Genomic DNA, 16,922 nt, shown 5'->3' on the forward strand with positions numbered 1-16,922 from the left:
AGAACCCGCCCGTTTGGTCGTGAAGTCGGTATTGTATCCTGAAAACGCCTTTAGTGCCTTGATTCCTAAGGATTTATTCGGCTGAAGCCAATAAAGTACGGGTGTATGCGTGCCTTGGCGCAAGCAGGACATCCATGGCCGTACCGGACTCGACAATGACGCCATCTTTCATGACCATGACCTGGTGTGCCATGGCCCGGATGACGTCCACGTCATGGGTGATCAACAGATAACTCAGTCCCCGTTCCTGCTGCAGGCGTTGCAGCAGTTGCAAAATTTGCTTTTGAATCGTCACATCCAGTGCACTGGTGGGTTCGTCCAGCACCAGAATGGCGGGCTCAACGATCAGTGCCCGGGCAATAGCCAGGCGCTGACGCTGCCCGCCTGAAAATTCATGCGGATAGCGCTGCAACAAAGCTGAGATGGCGGCCTCCGCCATGCCAACCCCCACGCCAACGTCTTTCAAGGCTTGGACCACACGCAGGCGGCGTGCTGCTTGGGACAGGTCGGGTTCATGCACCAAAAGCCCTTCGCCAACGATTTCTTCCACGGTCAATCGGGGCGACAAGGATGAAAAAGGATCCTGAAAGACCACTTGAATGCGTCGGCGCAAGCCCTTGTCAGCGGCCGTACTCCTGGCCCACGCCTGCCCCGTCACCTCCATCTGGCCCTTGAAGGCAAGCAAGCCCAGCGACGCCAGCGCCAGCGTCGACTTGCCCGAGCCGGATTCGCCGATGACCCCCAGGGTCTGCCCTGGCTGCAACGTGAAGTCTGTTCCCTTGACGGCCACGAACTCGCCATGACGAAACCAGCCTTTGAACCCGGCAAGCGGCGTGGGGTAACTAACTTGCAAATTCGTGGCCTGCATGACAGGCAACTCGCCATTGACGGCCACTGCCTCGACCACATCACGAACCGGTTTGCTGTCGATCAGGCGCCGGGTGTAACTGTGCTGTGGACGCTCAAACACCTCGGACACGGTGCCCTGCTCCACGATATGGCCGTTTTCCATCACGATGACGCGGTCTGCAAAGCGCCGCACCAGGTTCAGGTCGTGGGTGATCATGAGGACGGCCATGCCGTTTTTTTTCTGAAAGCTGGCGAGCAGGTCCAGAATCTGGCCGCGCAGCGTCACGTCCAGCGCGGTGGTGGGCTCGTCGGCCAACAGCAGTTTGGGTTGGCAAGCCAGCGCCATGGCGATCATGGCGCGCTGGCGTTGTCCGCCACTGAGTTGGTGTGGATAGGCGTTGGCGCGTCGTTCAGGCTCGGCAATGCCGGTCTCTGCTATTAATTTAATAGCTTCTTGCACACACTGCTGGCGGGCTAGACCCTGTTTTAGCTCCAAAACCTCGGCAATCTGCTCGCCCACAGTGAAGAGCGGGTTCAGCGCCGTCATGGGCTCCTGGAAAATCATCGAGATGTCCTGACCGCGAATGCCGCGCAGTTCACGCTCCGGCAAGGACAACAGGTCGCGCTCACCCAACAGGGCTTTGCCAGACAAGTCGGCGTTCTGCACCAAACGCAGCAAGCTGAGCGCCGTCACGGTTTTGCCGGAGCCGGATTCCCCGACAAGGGCCAGTTTTTCTCCCGGGGCGATGCTGAAGTCAATGCCATGCACGACCTCTTTGCCAGCAAAGGAAATACGAAGACCGGTGACCTGAAGCAGCGGGTTGGGCAACTTCATTTTTCGGCCTTCCGGGGGTCCAGCGCATCGCGCAGGGCGTCACCCATGAACGTGAGCAGCAGCAAGGTGATCACCAGCACGGCAAACGTGGCGAGTGAAATCCACCAAGCGTCGATGTTGTTTTTGCCTTGAGACAGCAGCTCACCCAGCGATGGCGTTCCAGGCGGTACGCCCAGCCCCAAAAAATCCAGCGACGTGAGCGCCAGTATGGCGCCACTCATTCGAAATGGCAGGAACGTCACCACTGGCGTGAGGCTGTTGGGCAACAAGTGCCGTGTGATGATTTGCCAGTTGCCCACGCCCAGCGCCCTCGCTGCCCGCACATAGTCAAGTTGACGGTTACGCAGGAACTCGGCTCGCACATAGTCAGACAAGCCCATCCAGCCAAAAAGGCTCAGCAAGATCAACAACAGGGCCAGGCTGGGCGCAAACACGGCACTGAAGATGATGAGCAGGTACAGCTCCGGCATGGAACTCCATATCTCGATGAATCGTTGAAAAGCCAGATCGGTTTTGCCGCCGAAAAAGCCCTGGATCGCCCCGGTGATGACCCCCAATACCACGCCAGTGGTCGTCAGTGCCAACGCGAAAAGCACACTGACCCGGAATCCATAGATGAGCTGGGCCAGCAGGTCACGCCCGCGGTCATCCGTGCCAAGCCAGTTTTGAACACTGGGTCCTGAAGGATTAGGCTCCGTGGCAAAGTAGTTCAAGGTCTTGGGGCCGTAAGGGTTGAGCGCGAAGACGGCCCAGTTGCCCGGCTTTGACAGGCGGCCCCGAATGAAAGGGTCCAGGTAGTCGGTTGTCGTGTCGAAATCGCCGCCAAAGGTCTTCTCGGAATAGTCCTTGACCATGGGGAAGTAGGTGGAGCCTTCATACCGCACCACCAGTGGGCGGTCGTTGGAGATCACCTCGGCAAACAGGCTCAGCACCACCAGCGTGCAAAACGCAAGCAAGCTCCAGTAGCCCAGGCGGTTGCGCTTGAAACGCGTCCAGGCGCGGCGGCTCGGACTGGGCGACACGGTGGGATCAATCGAATTTGACACGCGGATCCACCCAAACGTAAGACAAATCGGATACCAGTTTGGTAACCAGGCCGATCAGCGTGAAAAAGTACAGCGTACCCAGGACCACCGGGTAGTCCCGCCGGATCACGCTCTCGTAACTCAGCAGGCCCAAACCATCGAGCGAAAACAGAGTTTCGATCAACAGTGAACCGGTGAAAAATGCACCAATGAAAGCCGCAGGGAAGCCTGTGATGATGGGGATCAAGGCGTTGCGGAACACATGCTTCCAGAGCACCTGCCGCTCGTCCAGTCCTTTGGCGCGCGCGGTCACCACATATTGCTTGCGGATCTCTTCCAGAAATGCATTCTTGGTCAGCATGGTCGTCACTGCAAAACTACCCAGCACCATGGCGGTGACCGGCATGGCGATGTGCCAAAGATAGTCCACCACGCGGGCTCCCCAGGTCAATTCATCCCAGTTACTGGATGTCAGGCCGCGCAATGGAAACCACTGCAGTTGCCCCCCAAAGATGACCAGCAAGGCGACACCCAGCACAAACCCGGGAATGGCATAGCCCACCAGCACCAGCAGCGTCGTCACCAAGTCAAATCGCGAGCCGGCCCGCACCGCCTTGGCCACCCCCAGGGGCACGGCGATCAGGTAGCTGATGAAAAATGTCCACAAGCCGAGGCTGATGGACACCGGCAGCTTCTCCCACAGGAGCTGAGACACGTCCTTGTTCTGGAAAAAACTTTTGCCCAGATCAAACCGCGCGAACTGCCCGAGCATTTGAAAGAAACGTTCATGGGCGGGTTTGTCAAAGCCATACAAGGCTTTGATTTGCGCCAGGCGCTTGGGGTCAACACCCTGAGCGCCGCGGTAGCTCAGGCCCCCGCCTTCTGCACTTCTGCCCGTCCCGGCTTTGGCCTCAGCCATGTACTGCTCAATCGGGCCGCCGGGCACAAACTGGACCACCACGAAGGTGATCAGCAACACGCCCAGCAAGGTCGGCACCATGAGCAGCAATCGTTTGAGGATGTAGACCAGCATGACTTATTTTGCCCACCAGGTTTCAATGGCCCAACTTTCGCCCTGCGCGTAGGGCGGCATGGTGGCGGGTTTGGCCATGCGCCAGCTGTTGTAGACCATGCGATGCGTGCTGGCGGCCCATTGGGGAATCAGCAAATGGCTGTGGCTCACCACCCGCTCCAGCGCCCGGCAGGCCGGCAGCAAGTCGGATTTGGTTTTGGCGCTGGTCATTGCCTTCACCAAGGCATCGACTGCGGGGCTTTTGATGCCAGACAGGTTGCCCGAATCTTCGATGTCTGCGGCTTTGGAGCCAAAAATGTCCGCGTACTCCTGCCCGGGGTTGTGGGTGCCGCCATAGGCCAGTGACGTGATGTCAAATTCAAATTTCTGTAGCCGCTGCTGGTACAGGGCGAAGTCCACGGGGCGAAAGTTCAAGGTGATGCCCAGCTTTTCAAGGTTACGGGCCCAAGGGGCAATGACGCGTGCGCTTCCTTCGTTGCTGTCCAGGTATTCGATTTCAAACGCCCTGCCCTGTGCATTGCGCAGAGCGCCATCACGCACCTCCCAGCCCGCCTCTTTCAACAAGGCCTGCGCCTGGCGAAGATTGCCCCTCAGTGAGGCCTCGCCGTCCGTTCGCGGAGCCACCGTCATCGGCCCAAACGCGGCCGGGGGAATGTCTTTTCTCCAGGGCTCCATCAGGGCCAGTTCAACCGGGCCTGGCAGTCCCTGGGCTTGGCAGTCGGTGTTGCCGAAAAGACCGTTGACACGCTGGTAGGCGTTGTAGAACATCTGGCGGTTCATCCACTCGTAGTCCAGCGCCAGCCCGAGCGCCTGGCGTACCCGAATGTCCTTGAAGAGCTCGCGCCGCGTGTTGAGCACATAGCTTTGAAAGCCGGAAGGCAGGCGGTGCTTGAACTCGGCTTTGACGAGTTCCCCGGTGCCAAAGCGCTTGCCGGTGACCCGGCGCGCCCAGTCCCCGGCCGAGAAGAAGCGCATCAGGTCAAACTCCCCGGCTTTAAGCGCTTCCAGTCGGGCGGTATTGTCCTTGTAGATTTTGACGGTAATGCGCTCAAAGTTGCTGGTGCCGCGTTTGACATTCAAATCTTTGGCCCAGTAATTGGGGTCACGCACGTAGGTGATGTCTTTGCCAAACCGCACCGGTCCTATTTTGTAAGGGCCGCTCCCGATCGGGATGTCTGTCACCACTTGGTCGAATGATTTGGTTTTGCCATTCTCCATGCCCCATTGCCGACTGAAAACGGGCAAACCACCCACCGTCAATGGCAATTCACGGTTGGGCTTTTTGAACCGATAACGCACGGTGCGCTCGTCAAGCACATCGATGCCGGCAACATCTTCCAGCAAACTTTTGTAAGAGGGCGAGGTAAACGGCCCCATCAGGGTGTCGAAGCTGTGTTTGACATCAAGTGCCAGCACCGGCGCGCCATTGTGAAAGCGCGCCTGCGGATTCAGGTGGAATGTCACGGCAAGACCATCTTGAGCGACTTCGACATCCTTGGCCAGCAAGCCGTAACCTGAGCCGGTCTCGTCCAGCGAGCCTGCCAGGAGCGAGTCAAACATCAGTTCCGACAGGTACGCAGGCGCCGAGCCCTTGATGGTGAATGGGTTGTACTTGTCAAAGGTGGAGACCCGAAGGTTACTGACCAGGCGCAATTCACCGCCTTTGGGAGCAGAAGTATTCACATAGTCAAAATTCGCAAAATTGGCCGGGTATTTGAGATCACCCCACAAGGCGTAGCCATGCGCGGCCCACATCGGACAGGAGACTCCCCAGAGCAACAAAAACAGCAGACTTCGCATGAGACAATTCTGCACCAACTTGCGCCACCATTTGGGTTGAGGCCCCGGGGTCCGTAAAATCACGGTCCTTACCAAACTCAGCGCCAACATGGCGGTGATTCACCCGCTTAAAGAAGAGAGACGATATGGGATTCCTGACCGGAAAAAAATTGCTGATCACTGGTGTTTTGTCAAACCGCTCCATTGCCTACGGCATTGCAAAAGCCTGCCGCGACCAAGGGGCCGAATTGGCATTCAGCTACGTCGGTGAACGTTTCAAGGACCGTATCACCGAGTTCGCTGCAGATTTTGACTCTACGCTGATCTTTGATTGCGACGTGGGTGACGATGCACAGATTGAAAAGCTGTTTGTTGACTTGTCCAAACACTGGCCGACCTTTGATGGCTTCGTGCACAGCATCGGCTTCGCGCCGCGTGAGGCCATTGCAGGCAATTTTCTGGATGGTTTGACCCGTGAAAATTTCCGTATCGCGCATGACATCAGCGCCTACAGCTTTCCTGCCATGGCCAAGGCGGCCTTGCCCTACCTGAATGACAAGTCATCCTTGTTGACGCTCACGTATTTGGGTGGCGTGCGTGTCGTGCCAAGTTACAACACCATGGGGCTGGCCAAAGCGTCGCTGGAGTCTTCAGTGCGTTATCTGGCAGAGGCTATTGGGCCCCGCGGTATGCGTGTCAACGGTTTGAGCGCAGGAGCCATCAAGACATTGGCTGCGAGCGGGATCAAGGACTTCGGCAGGCTTCTGGCCATTTCGGCCAATGCATCACCCCTGCGTCGCAATGTGACGATTGACGAAGTCGGCAACGTGGCTGCGTTTCTGCTCAGCGACCTGGCCTCCGGCATGACCGGTCAGATTTCGTATGTGGATTGCGGTGTCAGCCAGACTGCTGTCGCGGTGGTCGAAACACCTCAGTCTTAAAGCAAAAATAGCCGCTAACCGCCGTAGAACGTCCGGTAGCAGCTATCAAAAGCAGAGCGTCTGACGGTCAGGGCTTGACGCAGTCAGCGTAGTAGTGGGTGAGCCCGTCGGCACCCTCTTCTTCCACCAAGCCATGGATATCAGTCTCAAAACCCGGGCATTGCGCGTTGAACTCGCGTGAGAACTTGAGATAGTCTACGATCTTCTTGTTGAACACCTCGCCAGGGATCAACAAGGGGATGCCTGGTGGGTAGGGTGTCACCAGGCCCACCGTGATGCGGCCTTCCAGATGGTCAATCTCCACACGCTCGGTCTTGCGAAGCGCCACATGGGCATAGGCGTCACTGGGTTTCATGGCGGGTGTCAGGTCACTCAAATACATGTCCGTGGTCAGACGGGCAATGTCGTACTTGGCGTACAACTGGTGCACATGCTGGCACAGGTCGGCCAAACCCATGTTTTCGTACTTGGGGTACTTCTGGCAAAACTCGGGGAGGATGCGCCACATCGGCTGGTTCTTCGCGTAATCGTCCTTGAACTGCTGCAACGCTGTCAACATGCTGTTCCATCGACCTTTGGTGATACCGATGGTGAACATGATGAAGAAGCTGTACAGGCCGGTTTTCTCAACCACCACGCCATGCTCCGCCAGGAACTTCGTCACGATGCTGGCTGGAATACCGGTCTTGGCGAACTTGCCGTTCAAGTCCATGCCGGGCGTGACGATGGTCGACTTGATCGGGTCGAGCATATTGAAGCCGGTGGCCATTTTGCCAAAGCCGTGCCAGTTGACACCCGCCTTGGCCTTGGCTGATTCACCCTTGATGATCCAGTCATCGGCGCGGCCAATGCCTTCATCCACCAGTTTGTCCGGTCCCCAGACCTTGAACCACCAGTCGCTGCCGTACTCTTCGTCCACTTTGCGCATGGCACGGCGGAAATCGAGGGCCTCGGCAATGCTCTCTTCCACCAGTGCGGTGCCACCGGGTGGTTCCATCATGGCGGCAGCGACGTCGCAGCTGGCAATGATGCTGTACTGCGGGCTGGTGCTGGTGTGCATCAGATACGCTTCGTTGAAGAGGTGTTTGTCCAGCTTCACGGTTTGGGAGTCCTGAACCAGCACATGACTGGCCTGGCTGATACCCGCCAGCAATTTGTGAATGGACTGTGTGGCGTAGACCATGGCGTGCTTGGGGCGCGCGCGCTTTTTGCCCATCGCGTGGTAGGTGCCATAGAAGGGATGGAACGCGGCGTGCGGCAACCAGGCTTCGTCAAAGTGGATATTTTCCACATAGCCGTCGAGCATGTTTTTGACGGTTTCCGTGTTGTACAACACGCCGTCGTAGGTTGACTGCGTCAGGGTCAGCACGCGGGGTTTGATGGTGTTGACATCAATGTCCGCGAGGTGCTCGCGAATCAGAGAGTTGGCCTTGATTTTTGCCTTGATAGCCGCTGGCTCGAACTCGCTTTTCGGAATCGGACCGATGATGCCAAAGTGATTACGCGTCGGCTTCAAAAACACCGGAATAGCCCCGGTCATGATGATCGCGTGCAGGATGGATACGTGGCAATTGCGGTCCACGACCACCACGTCATTGGGGGCAACGGTGTGGTGCCACACCATCTTGTTGCTGGTGCTGGTGCCGTTGGTGACAAAGAAGCAATGGTCGGCATTGAAGATGCGCGCCGCATTGCGCTCGCTCTTGCCAATCGCGCCGTCATGGTCCAGTAATTGACCCAATTCTTCTACCGCATTGCAGACATCTGCACGCAGCATGTTTTCGCCATAAAACTGATGGTACATCTGGCCCACAGGGCTTTTCAGGAAGGCAACACCGCCCGAGTGGCCGGGACAATGCCATGAGTAAGAGCCATTTTCGGCGTAGTCCAGCAAGGCCTTGAAGAACGGGGGTTGCACGCCTTCGAGGTAGCTTTTCGCTTCACGAATGATGTGACGAGCGACGAACTCTGGTGTGTCCTCAAACATATGAATGAAGCCATGCAACTCGCGCAGGATGTCGTTGGGCAGGTGGCGCGATGTTTTGGTTTCGCCATAGATGTAGATCGGCACATCCAGGTTCTTGCGGCGTACTTCTTCAATAAAGTGGCGCAAATTCAATACCGCCGGATCCAGATCGGGCCCCGGTGTGAACTCCTCGTCATCGATCGACAAGATAAAGGCGCTGGCGCGGCTTTGCTGTTGGGCGAACTGGCTCAGATCACCGTAACTGGTCACGCCAAGAATCTCGAGTCCTTCCGATTCAATCGCCTGGGCCAGTGCCCGAATACCCAAGCCGGAGGTATTTTCAGAGCGGAAATCTTCGTCGATGATGACAATAGGAAAGCGAAATTTCATTGGGAACTCCAACCACGGAAGAGAAAAATGTAAATCAGGCGCGAAGTGTAAGGACTTATTAAGTCACGGCCCTGGCGCGCCCCTCCTTTTGCCCCAAAATGTGGCGACAGATACACAACTTGAGGTGATTTCATGACAGCCATGGCTGATTCAACAATCTGGTGGGCCTTGGCTGGCGCCGCCATCGCCATCGAGCTGGTGACGGGGACGTTCTATTTGCTGATGCTGTCTCTGGGCATGGCAGCGGCGGCTGTCGCTGCACATCTCGGCGCGACTGCATCGGTGCAGCTTGTGGTTGCGGCTGTAGTCGGTGGCGGCTTTGTGCTCGCCTGGCGCGCGTACAAACAAAAAACACCCTCGGCGCCGCCTGCTGGCGCCAACCACGACGTCAACATGGACGTCGGTGAAACGGTGATGGTGGACGCCTGGGCCGCAGATGGCACCGGTTCTGTGAAGTACCGCGGCGCCAACTGGGCTGTGTCGCTCGTCGCTGGTGAGTCGCCTTACGCTGGCGCGTACAAGATCGTGGAAGTGGTTGGCAGCCGTCTGCTCGTCAAGAAAATTTGAGAATTGGCCCTTTGTGGACTTTTGCATTTAACTGGAGAAACTGATGGAAATTGCGATTATTTTGTTTGTCATTGCCGCTGTGTTTATCACGCAGTCGGTCAAGGTCGTGCCCCAGCAGCATGCCTGGGTGGTGGAGCGTCTTGGAAAATACAACGGCACGCTGACGCCTGGATTGAGTTTCTTGATGCCTTTCGTGGACAAAGTGGCTTACAAACACGTGCTCAAGGAAATTCCCCTGGATATTGCCAGTCAGGTTTGTATCACCAAGGACAACACGCAGTTGCAGGTTGATGGCATCCTGTATTTCCAGGTCACCGATGCCATGCGGGCAAGTTACGGGTCAAGCAACTACATCATGGCAATCTCCCAACTCGCCCAGACTTCACTTCGCTCGGTGATCGGCAAGCTGGAGCTGGATAAAACCTTTGAAGAACGAGACATCATCAATGCACAAGTGGTGCAGGCCATTGACGAAGCAGCCCTGAATTGGGGCGTCAAGGTGCTGCGCTATGAAATCAAGGACCTGACGCCACCCAAGGAAATCCTTCACGCGATGCAGCAGCAGATCACGGCTGAGCGCGAGAAGCGCGCGCTGATTGCCGCCTCGGAAGGCCGTCGCCAGGAGCAGATCAACATTGCGACCGGCGAACGTGAAGCCTTTATCGCCCGCTCTGAAGGTGAAAAACAGGCCGTGATCAACAAGGCGCAGGGTGATGCCCAATCCATTACGGCGGTTGCCGAGGCCACGGCCCAGGCCATTGAACGCATTGCCTCTGCCATTCGCCAGCCCGGCGGCGCCGAGGCCGTGCAGCTGAAAGTGGCTGAAAAGGCGGTAGACGCCTATTCCAAAGTAGCGGCTGACGCCACGACAACACTGATCGTGCCCAGCAACATGACCGAAGTGTCCGCCCTTATTTCATCGGCCATGAAAATGGTGCAAGCCCAGCGCGCGTAAACAGTTCTAGGCAACAAAAAACCTGCAGCCTTCATTTGAAAACTGCGGGTTGGTGTATGTCTGGCTCTCACAACTCGACATGAACATCAAATACCCCTCTCAGATGCTGCACTTGCCGTAGTGAAATTAATCATGATTGGGGTCGGCATCTTCGACGGCGACATTCTGGTAATGAATTGAGCCATCACGCACGCGTGAGATGCCGCATTTATTTTTGAACAACTAGCCTGACGCATCCAGGTAGACCGCGCCCCACACCCTCTTGCGGCCAGTACCCCGTGGCCCATAACGTAGCCCGCGCGGAGCGACATTCAGCGACGTCGTTTGGGCTTCGCCTTGGGTGAGACCGGTGTTTCGAATAACTGGTTCACACCGTCCTTGGCCGCTTGGGTCACTGCCGCGTTGATCTGGCGCTTTGCCTGCGCAGTCGCTTGCCCGCGTAATGACGCAGTTATTCGGTTCGCCTCGCTGAGCCATATGCTCATGAAAGGATTCTTTTTCAACCAAGGGTTGGACATGTCGGGATTCCTTTTGCCGCGCACGGCGATGATTAAAGCTGCTACCGGACGTGGCACTCGACCCGACGCTGCGAAGGGGTCTTGAGCTTGGGTAACTGGCTGGCAACCATCATGTCAGTCTCCCCGGTGGATAGAAGAAGACGGGAAATTCATGCATCAAAGCATGCGCGACGCTCCAAATATAAGGACGCAAGGCAGTTAAGTCTGTGTGATATCACACAGACGCATATTCATTTTTCGGCAAGAATAATTTGTGCTATTTCCAATCATCCAACTGCATTCAATACAACGCTGCGTTGATTGCCGCTTGTTTATTTGTGTTTAGCACGGCGCATGCTTAAACGTCACCCATTCAACCGCAGATATTTACCTACACACGTCATAGGAGAGATCCATGGATACATTTAATTTTCCTAACAAAAATGCTGCCACCACCGCTGGTGCTACCGAAGAGATGGCAGGACACAGCGGTACCTCCGCAGTGCATGTGCTAGATGCGGCCAAGGAGTTCGGCAAACAAATCGGTGCAGTTGCCAAAGAGGAAGTAACCAGTTTGCGAGCTGACCTTGATGAATTGACTTCAAGTTTTGCTACTTTGTCTGAATTTGAATTGAGTGCGGCCAAGGAGAAAATTCTTGCGAAGATTGAATCCGCCAAAGTGACGGCCAAGGGCATGGCCAAGGATGTAACTCAGCAAATTAACCATGGTGTTGGTGTAACGACCGACTATGTGAAAGAGCGCCCGCTACAGTCGATGGCAGTCGCCGCTGGCGTTGGCATATTGTTGGGGATGTTGATCTCGCGTCGATAACTCAGCGTTAGGTGCATCCTCCCCTCTGCCGTCCACACCAACTCTGCGTGGGGCGCTTTCCCTTCCTTGTCGACGGCGGTTCGGCCAGCGGCTTGACGGGTTCCACCACGGCGTACATGGCCAGACGCAATTTTCTGCGCGTCTGCGCCAACGGTCATACGCATCAATACCCTTTCCCGTCATGGGGTGCTGCTTTCGCGCAGCATCCCCATATCAACCCGCGCTTGATTACGCACATTGACGAACGAATTGGAAAGCACTCATTGATTCGCCAGCGCAGAACTCCGGATAGGCGAACAAAAACCTTTCGTTAGGCACGGTTCCAATCTTCCCGCCGTGTTGTGCGCCACAGGCAGGCAATCCGCCGACGAGATGTAACAGCGTTGCGCTTATTCCTACATTGCGTCGGACCTTGGTCCGATACCGAAATCCGGTGCTTTGGCACAACATCGCTCCACTCAACTTCGGGAATCATTATGGCCACGGCTTATACACCAACCCCAGACGAACTCGGGCGCCTTCGCCCCATGCAAGCGGCGGTTTTTGAAGATCATCCCGTCGCTGCGAGCGCAGTATCCTGGGGTGCAATCCTCGCTGGCGCCGCTGCCGCTGCCGCTCTATCTCTTATCCTTCTCATGCTCGGTGTCGGTCTGGGGCTGTCCTCGGTCTCGCCATGGGCCCGCGACGGTGTCAGCGCGACAACATTCGGTGTGTCTACCATCATTTGGTTGACGCTGACCCAACTTATTGCATCTGCCATGGGCGGCTATTTGGCTGGCCGTTTGCGAACCAAGTGGGTTTCTGTCCATACGGATGAGGTCTATTTTCGGGACACTGCACATGGCTTTCTGGCCTGGGCGATTGCATCACTTGCGACGGCCGCGTTATTGACCACTGCAATCGGGTCCATCCTGGGCGGTGGCGTGCAGGCGGGTGCGACGGTGTCTGCAGGAGTGGCCACAGCTGCGACTGTGTCCCATGCTGGCGCCACCGAAGCTGATGGTGGTAACTGGCCGATGGGCTATTTCGTTGACGCACTTTTTCGCAAGGACGGGGCCGGTACAGCGGCGTCACCCGAGACCGCGACTGGCCCGACGGTAGCAGAAGTGGGCCGTATTTTTATGAGCACGATTGGCAGTGGAAACCCGAGTCCCGAGGACACGCGTTATGTTGGCCAGTTAGTCGCACAACGCACCGGCCTGTCCCAAGAGGAAGCGGAAAAACGCGTGATGCAGACGTATACGCGTTTGCAGACAAAGCTGACCGAAACCCAAACCGCAGCGAAGGACACCGCCAACAAGGCGCGCAAGGCGTCCGCGTACGCGGCGCTGTGGCTCTTCATCTCGCTACTCATCGGGGCATTCGCCGCCAGTTTCAGTGCGACCTACGGCGGCCGCCAACGCGACATCTGATCGCCGCTTCCAATCACCAACTACCGGAGACATCCATGCGCTCATTGATTCTTCTATTTCTCGGCATCCCCATCCCGATCATCATTTTGATCGCGCTGTTTGTGCATTGACTACACATCCCTCTCCCCAACCTATCCAAGGACTCCCCATGACCGCCACCAAGACCACCGCCTCCGACAATGTCAAGCCCACACCGAAGGACGCCATCGCGCTGCTAAAGGCCGACCACGAAGCAGTGAGCCAGCTTTTTTCTGAGTACGAGAAGACTCGTTCTGTCCCGAAGAAGAAGGCACTGGTCGCCGAGATCTGCACGACGCTCAGCGTGCACGCACAGATCGAGGAAGAAATCTTCTACCCGGCTGTGAAGGCGGCGTTGAAGGACAAGTTGCTGGTGCCCGAGGCGACTGTGGAACACGCAGGCGTGAAGGACCTGATCGCGCAACTTCAGGGCGAGGAGTCCGGCGGTGAGATGTACGACGCCAAAGTTAAGGTGCTGTCGGAGTATGTGAAGCACCACGTCAAGGAAGAGCAGACCGAGATGTTCCCGAAGGCCAAGGCGACTTCGCTCGACATGATCGACCTCGGTGCACGTATGGCCGCTCGCAAGGATGAGCTGCTGGCCCAGGCCGCCTGATTCGAAGCGGAGACGTCACCATGTCTCGCGCCCACTTCCACAAGCCGCATCACCCGAACAACGACGTGCCTGAAGAGTTCGGGCCGGGTGCGCCACCCGTCGACCCCGACGAGGGGCCGATTCCTGCCCCTGTCCCGGAAGACCCCGAGTACGACCGCGCCATAAACCCCGGTGCGAATCGGGCCTTGCAGGCCCAGTTCACCAGTCACTAAGTGGAGGTTGCCATATGTCCATGAACCCAAGAACCAGGCGTCCGGTCGGGCGCCAGCAGGCCACACAGCCGCGTGGCGCAAAAGCGCCCCTGTCGGCCGCAGGTCTGGCGTTACCTCACGAGCGCGACGAGTCAACCGCCGCCACGGCCGCAGTGCCTGATCCCTTGATGGTCCAGGCCAAGCGCGACATAGACGCCGGTCTAGTCGATACCGACATGCATGCAACCCCTGGCCTGGACGCGAAGCTCCGCGCCCGCCTGGTTTCCGGCCCCGGCGGCAAGCGTCCACCCCCAGGCGGCTGATCCCTGCAGCAGGTGACGGCTCATTCGAGTTTTTTAACTTCCACCATCACGAGGTGCCCAATGAAGACAACAACCAAGTCCAAGAGAACAGACAACACGCGGCGGGAGGTTTCTACGCTGGCGGAGCAACTAGCAGCTGCGCAGGCCCTGGCCTCGGCGATACCTTGTAATACCAGCAAGGCAAGTGAGTTCGGCCGCGAGAACGCCGTTGCACCTTCACGCGGCGCCAGCATGTCAAACAGCTCGTCCGCGGCATCGGCCAGCACGCTGAGCGAGTTCAATGCGTCATCCAAGACTGACGCCCTCGACCTCGCGCGCTCGGACGCGTCGGACCAGGCGATGACGACGAACCAGGGTGTGGCGATCGGCGACAACCAGAACTCGCTAAAGGCCGGACTCCGTGGGCCGACGCTGATTGAAGACTTCATCCTGCGCGAGAAGATCACTCACTTCGACCACGAGCGCATCCCTGAGCGTATCGTGCACGCGCGCGGTTCAGCGGCACACGGCTATTTTGAGGCTTATCAGCCACTCACGGAGCTCACCCGCGCGGCGCCGTTTCAGGCGGCTGGCAAGATCACGCCGGTCTTCGTGCGCTTTTCCACCGTGGCCGGCGAGCGCGGCTCAACCGACACAGCGCGCGACGTGCGAGGTTTCGCAGTCAAGTTCTACACAGACGAGGGCAACTGGGACCTGGTAGGCAACAACATCCCGGTCTTCTTCATTCAGGATGCAATGAAGTTTCCCGATCTGATTCACGCTGTGAAGCCTGAACCGCACAACGGCATGCCGCAGGCTGCGTCGGCGCACGACACCTTCTGGGATTTCGCGTCGCTGATGCCCGAGACCACGCACACGCTGATGTGGGTGATGTCTGACCGTGGCATACCGCGTAGCCTGCGAATGATGCAGGGTTTTGGCGTGCATACTTTCCGGCTGGTCAATGCCAAGGGGGAGTCGCACTTCGTGAAGTTCCATTGGACACCCAAGCTCGGCACGCATTCTCTCGTGTGGGATGAGGCAGTGAAGATCTCTGGCGCCGATTCCGACTTCCATCGCCGAGATCTGTGGGATGCCATAGAGGCGGGCGAGTACCCCGAATGGGAGCTCGGCTTACAGATATTCACCGAGGCGCAGGCGGAGGGCTTCAGCTTCGACGTGCTCGATGCCACCAAGCTGATCCCCGAAGAACTGGTGCCGGTGACGCCGGTGGGTCGCATGGTGCTCAACCGTAATCCGGACAACTTCTTTGCCGAAACCGAGCAGGTGGCGTTCTGTACCGCGCACGTCGTACCGGGCATCGACTTCAGCAACGACCCGTTGCTCGCCGGTCGCATTCACTCCTACTTGGACACGCAGATAACACGGCTGGGTGGAGCGAATTTTCACGAGATCCCGATCAATGCGCCGCTGGCATCGGTGCACAACAACCAGCGCGACGGATTACACCGCCAGGCCATTCCACGGGGACGGGTCGCGTACGAGCCCAACTCGCTCGGCGGCGGATGCCCGTTCCAGGCCGGCGCGGCGGGCTTTGTCTCGTTCCCGCAACCGGTTGAGGGTGACAAGTTGCGCGGCAAGCCCGAAAAATTTGCCGACCATTACACCCAGGCCACCTTGTTCTACGAGAGCCAGACCCCTGTGGAGAAGGCGCATATCGCGGGCGGCTTCCGCTTCGAGCTGAGCAAACTCACCGTACCAGCGATCCGCGAGCGCATGGTCTCCTCGCTGGTCAATGTGTCTGCTGAACTCGCCGCGACCGTTGCCTCAGGGCTGGGCATCAAGGTGCCGCCGGCGATGCCGAAGGTGCTGGCGAATCCCGCAGCCCCCGAGGTCACTACCTCGGTGGCGCTGTCGCTCACCGCCTTGCCTGGAGACGGTGGCATCCGATCGCGCAGCGTTGCCATCCTGGTGGCCGATGGCGTGGACGGAGAGTCGATCGCGACCGTGCAAGCGGCGCTACTGGCGGCAGGTGCTAAGGTGGACCTGCTTGCTCCCCGGTTGGGGCCTGTCAACCCCCTGGACGGTGACGCTTTCGAAGCGACCGGAACGCTTGAGAACTCGGCACCCGTGTTGTTTGACGGGCTCGTGCTGCCCGACGGTGTCGGCGGGGTGAAAGTTCTTGGCGCTCGCATGGAAGTGATGGACTTCATCTCGAACCAGTACCGGCATGGCAAGACCATCCTCTCGCTCGGGGCCTCGAAAGCCCTGATCGAGCGGGCTGGCGTCGCGACTACACTTGCAAACGGCGACGCAGATCCGGGCATCGTGATTGGACCCGCAGCCAAAGCGGACCACGCGGTGGCAGAGTTCATCACCGCGCTGGGTAGGCACCGTCATCCCGAACGTGAGGCTGACGCGCTGGCATCCTGAGCGATGCACATCCTCGACGTCGGCAACTCGAATCCATCACCTCGCACCAGCAGGCATCGAAGGCTTTTCGACTGTGGGATTGTTGTGGAGAGGCCTTCAGCCTTGTTCGCTCAGGGTCATGCAGTTGCCTTCAATTCACGCGGCAACGCAGTCTTGATTAATTTGATAGTCGCAGTGATTGGTCAAAAAAAAGCCCTTGATTTACAAGGGCTTTTTTCATTTTACTGGCGGATCAGGCGGGATTCGAACCCGCGGAGGGTTTTACCCCTCGCACGCTTTCCAGGCGTGTGACTTAAACCGCTCATCCACCGATCCAGCGA

At 57.8% G+C, this 16,922-nt stretch carries 15 protein-coding genes and 1 tRNA gene; 9 read left to right on the forward strand and 7 right to left on the reverse strand.

Annotation, left to right across the window (positions count from 1 at the left end; genetic code table 11):
- Window positions 1–73: 73 nt before the first annotated feature.
- Genes AC097N_RS13000 through AC097N_RS13015 form a run of 4 tightly spaced genes read right to left on the reverse strand, consistent with a single transcriptional unit; the run spans window position 74 to window position 5,542 of the window.
- On the reverse strand, window positions 74–1,684 hold the full coding sequence (locus tag AC097N_RS13000; protein WP_479581481.1) for an ABC transporter ATP-binding protein: 1,611 nt from the start codon (window positions 1,682–1,684) through the stop codon (window positions 74–76).
- Window positions 1,681–2,730 carry an ABC transporter permease gene (locus AC097N_RS13005; protein WP_479581483.1) on the reverse strand — a complete coding sequence of 350 codons (1,050 nt, stop codon included), beginning with the start codon at window positions 2,728–2,730 and terminating at the stop codon, window positions 1,681–1,683. Before AC097N_RS13005 ends, AC097N_RS13000 begins: the two co-directional genes overlap by 4 nt.
- Window positions 2,714–3,742 (reverse strand): microcin C ABC transporter permease YejB, encoded by a 1,029-nt coding sequence (locus tag AC097N_RS13010; protein WP_479581485.1) that lies wholly within the window; start codon window positions 3,740–3,742, stop codon window positions 2,714–2,716. The genes AC097N_RS13005 and AC097N_RS13010 overlap by 17 nt, the downstream gene beginning before the upstream one ends.
- 3 nt (window positions 3,743–3,745) lie before the next feature.
- Window positions 3,746–5,542: an extracellular solute-binding protein gene (locus AC097N_RS13015; RefSeq protein ID WP_479581488.1), complete on the reverse strand. Its 1,797-nt coding sequence runs from the start codon at window positions 5,540–5,542 to the stop codon at window positions 3,746–3,748.
- Between the two features lie 125 nt (window positions 5,543–5,667).
- Between AC097N_RS13015 and fabI the strand changes: the two genes are divergently transcribed.
- A complete protein-coding gene (gene fabI, locus AC097N_RS13020; RefSeq protein WP_479581491.1) occupies window positions 5,668–6,462 on the forward strand; it encodes an enoyl-ACP reductase FabI in 795 nt (264 codons plus the stop codon).
- 67 nt (window positions 6,463–6,529) lie between these two features.
- Here fabI and AC097N_RS13025 read toward each other — a convergent pair whose 3' ends face one another.
- The gene (locus AC097N_RS13025) at window positions 6,530–8,818 is read right to left on the reverse strand and encodes an Orn/Lys/Arg family decarboxylase (RefSeq protein ID WP_479581493.1); all 2,289 of its coding nucleotides are present in this window, start codon (window positions 8,816–8,818) and stop codon (window positions 6,530–6,532) included.
- A 141-nt stretch (window positions 8,819–8,959) separates the two neighbouring features.
- Between AC097N_RS13025 and AC097N_RS13030 the strand changes: the two genes are divergently transcribed.
- Complete coding sequence (locus tag AC097N_RS13030) at window positions 8,960–9,385, forward strand: NfeD family protein (protein WP_479581727.1); 426 nt, start codon at window positions 8,960–8,962, stop codon at window positions 9,383–9,385.
- A 43-nt stretch (window positions 9,386–9,428) separates the two neighbouring features.
- Window positions 9,429–10,340 (forward strand): SPFH domain-containing protein, encoded by a 912-nt coding sequence (locus tag AC097N_RS13035; RefSeq protein WP_479581495.1) that lies wholly within the window; start codon window positions 9,429–9,431, stop codon window positions 10,338–10,340.
- Between the two features lie 311 nt (window positions 10,341–10,651).
- Here the strand turns inward: AC097N_RS13035 and AC097N_RS13040 are convergent, their stop codons facing one another.
- Window positions 10,652–10,858: a hypothetical protein gene (locus tag AC097N_RS13040; protein WP_479581497.1), complete on the reverse strand. Its 207-nt coding sequence runs from the start codon at window positions 10,856–10,858 to the stop codon at window positions 10,652–10,654.
- Window positions 10,859–11,252: 394 nt separating this feature from the next.
- Here AC097N_RS13040 and AC097N_RS13045 point away from each other — a divergent pair, with 394 nt between their 5' ends.
- The 6 genes from AC097N_RS13045 (at window position 11,253) to AC097N_RS13070 (ending at window position 16,602) form a co-directional block, all read left to right on the forward strand.
- A complete protein-coding gene (locus tag AC097N_RS13045) occupies window positions 11,253–11,669 on the forward strand; it encodes an ElaB/YgaM/YqjD family protein (protein ID WP_479581499.1) in 417 nt (138 codons plus the stop codon).
- Window positions 11,670–12,304: 635 nt separating this feature from the next.
- The gene (locus AC097N_RS13050; protein WP_479581501.1) at window positions 12,305–13,081 is read left to right on the forward strand and encodes a hypothetical protein; all 777 of its coding nucleotides are present in this window, start codon (window positions 12,305–12,307) and stop codon (window positions 13,079–13,081) included.
- A 148-nt stretch (window positions 13,082–13,229) separates the two neighbouring features.
- Window positions 13,230–13,715 carry a hemerythrin domain-containing protein gene (locus AC097N_RS13055; protein WP_479581503.1) on the forward strand — a complete coding sequence of 162 codons (486 nt, stop codon included), beginning with the start codon at window positions 13,230–13,232 and terminating at the stop codon, window positions 13,713–13,715.
- Window positions 13,716–13,735: 20 nt separating this feature from the next.
- The gene (locus tag AC097N_RS13060; protein WP_479581505.1) at window positions 13,736–13,927 is read left to right on the forward strand and encodes a hypothetical protein; all 192 of its coding nucleotides are present in this window, start codon (window positions 13,736–13,738) and stop codon (window positions 13,925–13,927) included.
- 14 nt (window positions 13,928–13,941) lie between these two features.
- On the forward strand, window positions 13,942–14,229 hold the full coding sequence (locus tag AC097N_RS13065; protein ID WP_479581507.1) for a hypothetical protein: 288 nt from the start codon (window positions 13,942–13,944) through the stop codon (window positions 14,227–14,229).
- Between the two features lie 60 nt (window positions 14,230–14,289).
- On the forward strand, window positions 14,290–16,602 hold the full coding sequence (locus AC097N_RS13070) for a catalase (protein WP_479581509.1): 2,313 nt from the start codon (window positions 14,290–14,292) through the stop codon (window positions 16,600–16,602).
- A gap of 225 nt (window positions 16,603–16,827) precedes the next feature.
- On the opposite strand, the gene AC097N_RS13075 is transcribed toward AC097N_RS13070, so the two are convergent.
- Window positions 16,828–16,917 (reverse strand) — tRNA-Ser (locus AC097N_RS13075).
- Between the last annotated feature and the right edge of the window lie 5 nt (window positions 16,918–16,922).

The sequence above is a fragment of the Rhodoferax sp. LS1R11 genome (genome assembly GCF_056521395.1).

Coding starts and splice junctions, on each gene's coding strand:
- AC097N_RS13050 (WP_479581501.1), top strand. CDS start 12,305: ATGCTCGGTGTCGGTCTGGGGCTGTCCTCGGTCTCGCCATGGGCCCGC.
- AC097N_RS13030 (WP_479581727.1), top strand. CDS start 8,960: ATGGCTGATTCAACAATCTGGTGGGCCTTGGCTGGCGCCGCCATCGCC.
- AC097N_RS13025 (WP_479581493.1), bottom strand. CDS start 8,818: ATGAAATTTCGCTTTCCTATTGTCATCATCGACGAAGATTTCCGCTCT.
- AC097N_RS13015 (WP_479581488.1), bottom strand. CDS start 5,542: ATGCGAAGTCTGCTGTTTTTGTTGCTCTGGGGAGTCTCCTGTCCGATG.
- AC097N_RS13060 (WP_479581505.1), top strand. CDS start 13,736: ATGTCTCGCGCCCACTTCCACAAGCCGCATCACCCGAACAACGACGTG.
- AC097N_RS13035 (WP_479581495.1), top strand. CDS start 9,429: ATGGAAATTGCGATTATTTTGTTTGTCATTGCCGCTGTGTTTATCACG.
- AC097N_RS13000 (WP_479581481.1), bottom strand. CDS start 1,684: ATGAAGTTGCCCAACCCGCTGCTTCAGGTCACCGGTCTTCGTATTTCC.
- AC097N_RS13045 (WP_479581499.1), top strand. CDS start 11,253: ATGGATACATTTAATTTTCCTAACAAAAATGCTGCCACCACCGCTGGT.
- fabI (WP_479581491.1), top strand. CDS start 5,668: ATGGGATTCCTGACCGGAAAAAAATTGCTGATCACTGGTGTTTTGTCA.
- AC097N_RS13040 (WP_479581497.1), bottom strand. CDS start 10,858: ATGTCCAACCCTTGGTTGAAAAAGAATCCTTTCATGAGCATATGGCTC.
- AC097N_RS13065 (WP_479581507.1), top strand. CDS start 13,942: ATGTCCATGAACCCAAGAACCAGGCGTCCGGTCGGGCGCCAGCAGGCC.
- AC097N_RS13055 (WP_479581503.1), top strand. CDS start 13,230: ATGACCGCCACCAAGACCACCGCCTCCGACAATGTCAAGCCCACACCG.
- AC097N_RS13070 (WP_479581509.1), top strand. CDS start 14,290: ATGAAGACAACAACCAAGTCCAAGAGAACAGACAACACGCGGCGGGAG.
- AC097N_RS13010 (WP_479581485.1), bottom strand. CDS start 3,742: ATGCTGGTCTACATCCTCAAACGATTGCTGCTCATGGTGCCGACCTTG.